Origin of the sequence: Streptomyces sp. SPB074 (assembly GCF_000154905.1) — a bacterium.
In the GTDB taxonomy this organism is placed as follows: Bacteria; Actinomycetota; Actinomycetes; order Streptomycetales; family Streptomycetaceae; genus Streptomyces.
The window spans coordinates 246,921-252,416 of record NZ_GG770539.1 but is presented as its reverse complement, the minus strand read 5'-3'; the positions used below and the strand labels follow the sequence as shown (position 1 = coordinate 252,416).

Sequence of the window (5,496 nt, the reverse complement as noted above, 5' to 3'; positions counted from 1 at the left end):
TCAAGTCCCTCGTACTGGAGCACAGCGGCTGCGCGGCAGTCACCCTCGCCTTCGAGACGTATGAGGAGACGGCCGCGGACCCCGCCGCGGCGACCCGCGTCGCCGCGCTCGTCGCCGGCGAACTGGAGCACTGCGCCGACGGGGTCACCGAGGCCGTCCACGACCGCGAGGGCGGGCGCCACCTGCGGCGGCTCGCCGAACGGCCCGTCCCCGAGGCGGAGCCCGGGGCGCCGCTGCCCGTCCGCGCGGGCGGCACGTATCTCGTCACCGGCGGCGCCGGGGCCCTCGGCCGGATACTCGGCGGCTTCCTCGCCGACTCCGCGCCCGTCAACCTCGTGCTCGCCGGGCGCTCGCCGCTCGACGAGGACATCGAGCGGCGCACGGCGTCACTGTGGCGCGGCGGCAGCACCGTCTGGTACCGCCCGACCGACCTCGCCTCGGCCGCGGACGTCACCGGCCTGATCGCGGACATCCGGACCCGCTACGGCACGCTGAACGGCATCGTGCACGCGGCCGGGGTGCACCGGGACGCCCGCGCGGTCCTCAAGACGGCCGCCGAGACGGCCGAGGTCCTGGGCCCCAAGGTGACCGGCACGGTACTGCTGGACCACGCCACCCGCGACGAGAAGGACCTCGACTTCTACGTCCTGTGCGCCTCTCTGGTGGGCGAGACCGGCAACCTGGGCCAGACCGACTACGCCTACGCCAACGCCTTCCAGCTCGACTTCGCCGCCTGCCGACAGACGCTCGCCGCACGCGGGGAGCGCGCGGGACGCACCGTCGCGATCGGCTGGCCCCTGTGGGAGGACGGCGGCATGGACGTCGCCGGCGCCACCCGCCGGCTCTTCGCGCAGCTCTGGTCCATGACTCCGCTGCGGACCCCCACCGGCCTCGCGGTCTTCCGCGCCGCGCTGAGCGGCGGCGACACCCGGTGGCTGCCCATGGAACGGACCGCGGCCGCGCCCGCGACGACCCCGGCCGGGCCCCCCGCCGGGCAGGCCGAGGAGGCACGCACGGACACCACGAGCGACGCGCGGCAACCGGCCCCCGCAGCCCGTCAGGCGGCGGTGCGGGGACAACTGCGCGCCTTCACCGCGGAGTTCCTCATGGTCGATCCGGCCGAGGTCGACACCTCCGCCGAACTGATGGACCTCGGCTTCGACTCGATCTCGCTGAGCGAGCTGATCGTCCGCGTCAACGACCACTACGGACTCGAACTGCTGCCGACGGTCCTCTTCGAGCACCCCACGCTGGACGACGTCGCCGCCCACCTCGACCGCGCGCACCCGGACGAAGTGGCCGCCGCCCACCCGGCGCCGACGGCGGAGCCCGCGCCGACGGCGGAGCCCGCACCGGCCGCCCCTCTCGCGTCCCCGGAACCGGGGGACAACGCGGTCCTCGCGCCCGTCACCGCTGCGGCCCCCACCGCCGCGGCGCCTCCCGCCGCCGAGACCCGGCGCCGGGACGTGGCCGTGATCGGCATGGCGGGGCGGCTCCCCGGCTCGCCGGACCTGGACGCCTTCTGGGAACACCTCAGCGCGGGCGACGACCTCGTCGGGCCCGTGCCCCCGGACCGCGCCGACCTGCTGGCGGACCCCGCCACGGCCGGCCTGCGCGGCGGCTTCCTCGCGGACGTGGCCGACTTCGACGCCGCGTTCTTCCGGATCTCCCCGGCCGAGGCCCGCCTGATGGACCCCCAGCACCGCCTGTTCCTGGAGACGGTGTGGCGGACCTTCGAGGACGCCGGATACCGGCCGGAGGACCGGGCGGGCACCTCGACCGGTGTCTTCGTGGGCATGGCGACCTCGGACTACGGCGAGCTGATCGCCCGCGCGGGCGCGGACACCGAGGCCCACATGGCCACGGGTGTCGCCCGTTCCCTGGTCGCGAACCGTGTCTCCCACGTGCTGGATCTGCGCGGCCCCAGCGAGACCGTCGACACCGCCTGCTCCAGCTCCCTGGTGGCCCTGCACCGCGCGGTCGGCGCCGTGACCGGCGGCGAGTGCGACGAGGCGATCGTGGGCGGCGTCAGCCTGGCGCTGAGCCCCGGGCTGTTCCGGGTCTTCGACCAGTCCGGGATGCTCAGCCCCGCCGGACGCTGCCGCACCTTCGACAAGGACGCCGACGGGTACGTCCGCGGCGAGGGCGTCGGCGCGGTGCTGCTCAAGCCGCTGGAGCGGGCCGAGGCGGACGGCGACCGCGTCCTCGCCGTCGTCCGGGGCAGCGCCGTCAACCACTGCGGCCGCTCACCCTCCCTCACCGCCCCCAACCCGCGCGCCCAGGCCGAGGTCGTGGCCCGCGCGCACCGCGTTTGCCGGGGTCTCCCCGGCCGCTGTCACGTACGTGGAGACCCACGGCACCGGCACCCGGCTCGGGGACCCCATCGAGGCCGAGGGCCTCAAGGACGCCTTCACCCGCCTCTACGCGGAGCGGGGCGAAGCCCTTCCGGCCGAGCCGCACATCACCCTCGGCTCGGTGAAGACCAACATCGGCCACCTGGAGGCGGCGGCCGGGATCGCCGGTCTGCTGAAGGTGCTGCTGGCGCTGCGGCACCGCACCCTGCCCGCGCACCTCCACCTGCGCGAGACGAACCCCTACCTCCGGCTGGACGGCACCCCGTTCCGCATCGGCACCACGACCACGCCGTGGGAGGGCGCCAAGGACGAGCACGGCCGGACCACCTGGCGCGCCGGGATCAGCTCCTTCGGCTTCGGCGGCACCAACGCGCACGTCGTACTGGAGGCGTGGACACCGCCGGACGACACCCTCCGGCCGGACGTCCCCGCGCGGCAGCGCCCGCGCGCCGAGTTCCAGCCGCGCCGCCACTGGTTCACCACCCCCCGGCCAGCGAAGACGGAGCCCCCCGTGCCGCACCCCGACCACGCAGCCACGAGCACGCACCCGCAGCCGGACACGACACCGGCCCCGCGCCAGGACACGGCCCCACGACGGCAGCCGCGCCCGGCCCCGGACGCGGTCCGGCCCGCCGCCACGCGCCCCCGGGTCCGGCTGAACCCCCTCGCCACGACGCCCCCGGACGTACCCGGCGAGCCCGCCGCCCCGGCGAGGGGCCCGGCGGCATCCCCCGCGCGGGACGGGGGCGCCCGCCGCGCGAGTGGTGAGCCCGCGACAGGCGTCACCAGGGAGGCCGCGCCCGCCCTCGGCGCCCGGCCCGCCGTCGGCGCCGACGCCCGGCCCGCCGCGACGGGTGACTCCCGGCCCACGGGCGCCGAGATCCGCGCCACCCTGCGCGACATGGTCGCCGCCGTCCTCGGCCTGACCGCCGCGGATCTCCCGGACGACACCCCCTTCGCCGACCTCGGGCTCGACTCCATCTACCGCATGGACGTGGCCCGCGCCCTCAACGAGGCGCACGGCCTCGATCTCCAGGGCGCCGAACTCTACGACCACGACACCATCGCCGCGCTCGCCGACCACGTACGGGCCGCCCTCGGCACACGCCCTCCTGCGCCGTCGCCGCTCGCGAACCCGGCCGCGCCGTTGCGGGACCAAGCGGAAGCGCCCCGGAACCAGGCGGCACCGTCCCCGAGCCAGGAGGCACCGTCCCCGAACCCGCCCGCTCCTCCCTCGCACGAGACGGCTCCCCGCGCGACCGGTGAGGAGCCCCCGGCGGACGGGGGAGCGTCGCAGCGCGAGGAGCGCCAGGAGCGGGCGGAGCGGGAAGGACCGGTCGGCCGTGACGACGCCAGGGAGGCTCTGCGCCGGGTGCTGGAGGGCGTGGTCGGGCGGCCCCTCGACCCGGCGGTCACCTTCGCGGACAACGGCTTCACCTCCTTCGACATGCTCCGGGGCGTCAGCGCCCTGGAGACGGATCTCGGCGCCCTGCCCAAGGCGCTGTTCTTCGAGCGCCCCACCCTGGACGGACTCACCGAGGCCCTGTGCGAGACGCACGGCGCGCGGACCGTGGCACGCGTACGGCCCCCCGCCCGGCAGCCCGCCCCCGCCCTGCCCGTACCGCCCGCCGCCCGGGACACCGCGGCCCGGACCCGGGTGCTCACCCGCGCCGAGGCCGCCGCCGACCCCGAACTCGCCGCGACCGTCGCGGAGCTGGAACGGCGGCACGGCAAGGAGAGCGGGCTCGGCGGCCGCGACATCGCCCCCTACCTCTTCTTCGGCGCCCGGCGCCGGGGCTTCTTCGCCCTGTCCCAGCGGGACGGGGCCCTGCTCGTGTGGAACTACACCGGTCCGGAGGACCACTTCGCCGAACTGGCCGCCGACTACTTCGACCACGCCCGGCGCGGCGGCCTGCGGCCCAACCTGCTGTCCCTGGTCCCGCTCACGGAGGTGGGCGGGGAGCCCGTCACCGCGACGCCCTTCGGCGCCCTCCAACGTCTGGAGGACCTCGGCTCCTTCACGCTGAGCGGCGGCCGGATGAGCAGGCTGCGGTACATGGTGAAGCGGTTCGAGAAAGCCGGCGCCTGCCGGACGTCCGAGTACCGCAGCGGAGAGGACCCGGCGGTCGACGCGGAGCTCGCCTCCCTCGTGGACGAGTGGGCGGCCACCAAGCAGATGGTCAACCCCTACGTGCGCCGGGTGCGCGAGGAACTGGCGGGCGGCAGGCTCGACGCACGCCACCGGCTGTTCCTGACGTACGTGGACGAGACCCTGGTGAACGCCGTCGTGATCACCCGCATCCCGTCCGAGAACGGCTACCTCCTCGATGTCGAGTTCTACCCCGGCCACATGCCGCTCGGCGGGCTGGAGTTCGCGCTCGTACGGGTGCTGGAGCGGCTGCGCGAGGAGGGCTGCGGGACGTTCAGTTTCGGCGCCAGCTTCGGCGGCGCGACGGGCACCTCGTCCCACGCCTCCGAGACCGCCGTCCGCGCCCTGGAGGAACTGCGCGAGGCCGGGATCTTCGGCGGCGGCAACTACCAGTTCAAGAACAAGTTCCGCCCCCAGAACCGGACCCTGTACCTGGTGCAGCCCGCGCGCGGGGAGGTCAGCGAGGTCAGCGACGTCATCCTGATGATCGCGGACCCCGGAACACCCGCGACCCCAGCCCCGGAGGCGCCCGCGCCCGCACCGGAGACCGCCGCCACGCCGGAAACGGCCCCCGCCCCCAGGCCCGCATCCGCTCCCGCCCCCGCACCCGAGTCCGCGTCCCGCCGATCCCGGCTCGCCGCGCACGGTCACAACCCGGCCCGGCTGCCGCACCTGGCCGTCGAACTCGACCTCCTCACCGACTCCTGGGCGGACCGCGCCGACCCCTGGCAGCGGGCGCGCGCCGGGGCCCTCGCCGAACTCGCCGACGCGCGCGGGCTCCTGGGCGAGGAACCGCCCCATGTGCCGTGGCTCCCGTTCCCCCACCGGTTCTTCGCGGCGTCCGGCCGCGCGGCCGAGGAGCGGCTGTGCCGGGCCTGGCCGGGGCCGCACGGCCGGGTGCTGCACGCCTCGGCCTTCCCGACCTGGCTCGGCGCGCTGGCCGAGCACGGCTTCGACCCCTCGCTCGCCCTCCCCGTCGCGGGCCGGGGCTCC

General features: G+C 76.0%; 1 protein-coding gene and 1 pseudogene. Both read left to right on the top strand.

Annotated features, from left to right (window positions below; genetic code table 11):
• Nucleotides 1-14 precede the first annotated feature (14 nt).
• A pseudogene (locus SSBG_RS34000) lies at nt 15-2,123 on the top strand (beta-ketoacyl synthase N-terminal-like domain-containing protein); the annotation flags it as partial.
• Nucleotides 2,124-2,343: 220 nt separating this feature from the next.
• On the top strand, nt 2,344-5,496 hold a 3,153-nt coding region (locus SSBG_RS30475), incomplete at its 3' end, for a phosphopantetheine-binding protein (RefSeq protein ID WP_158677726.1).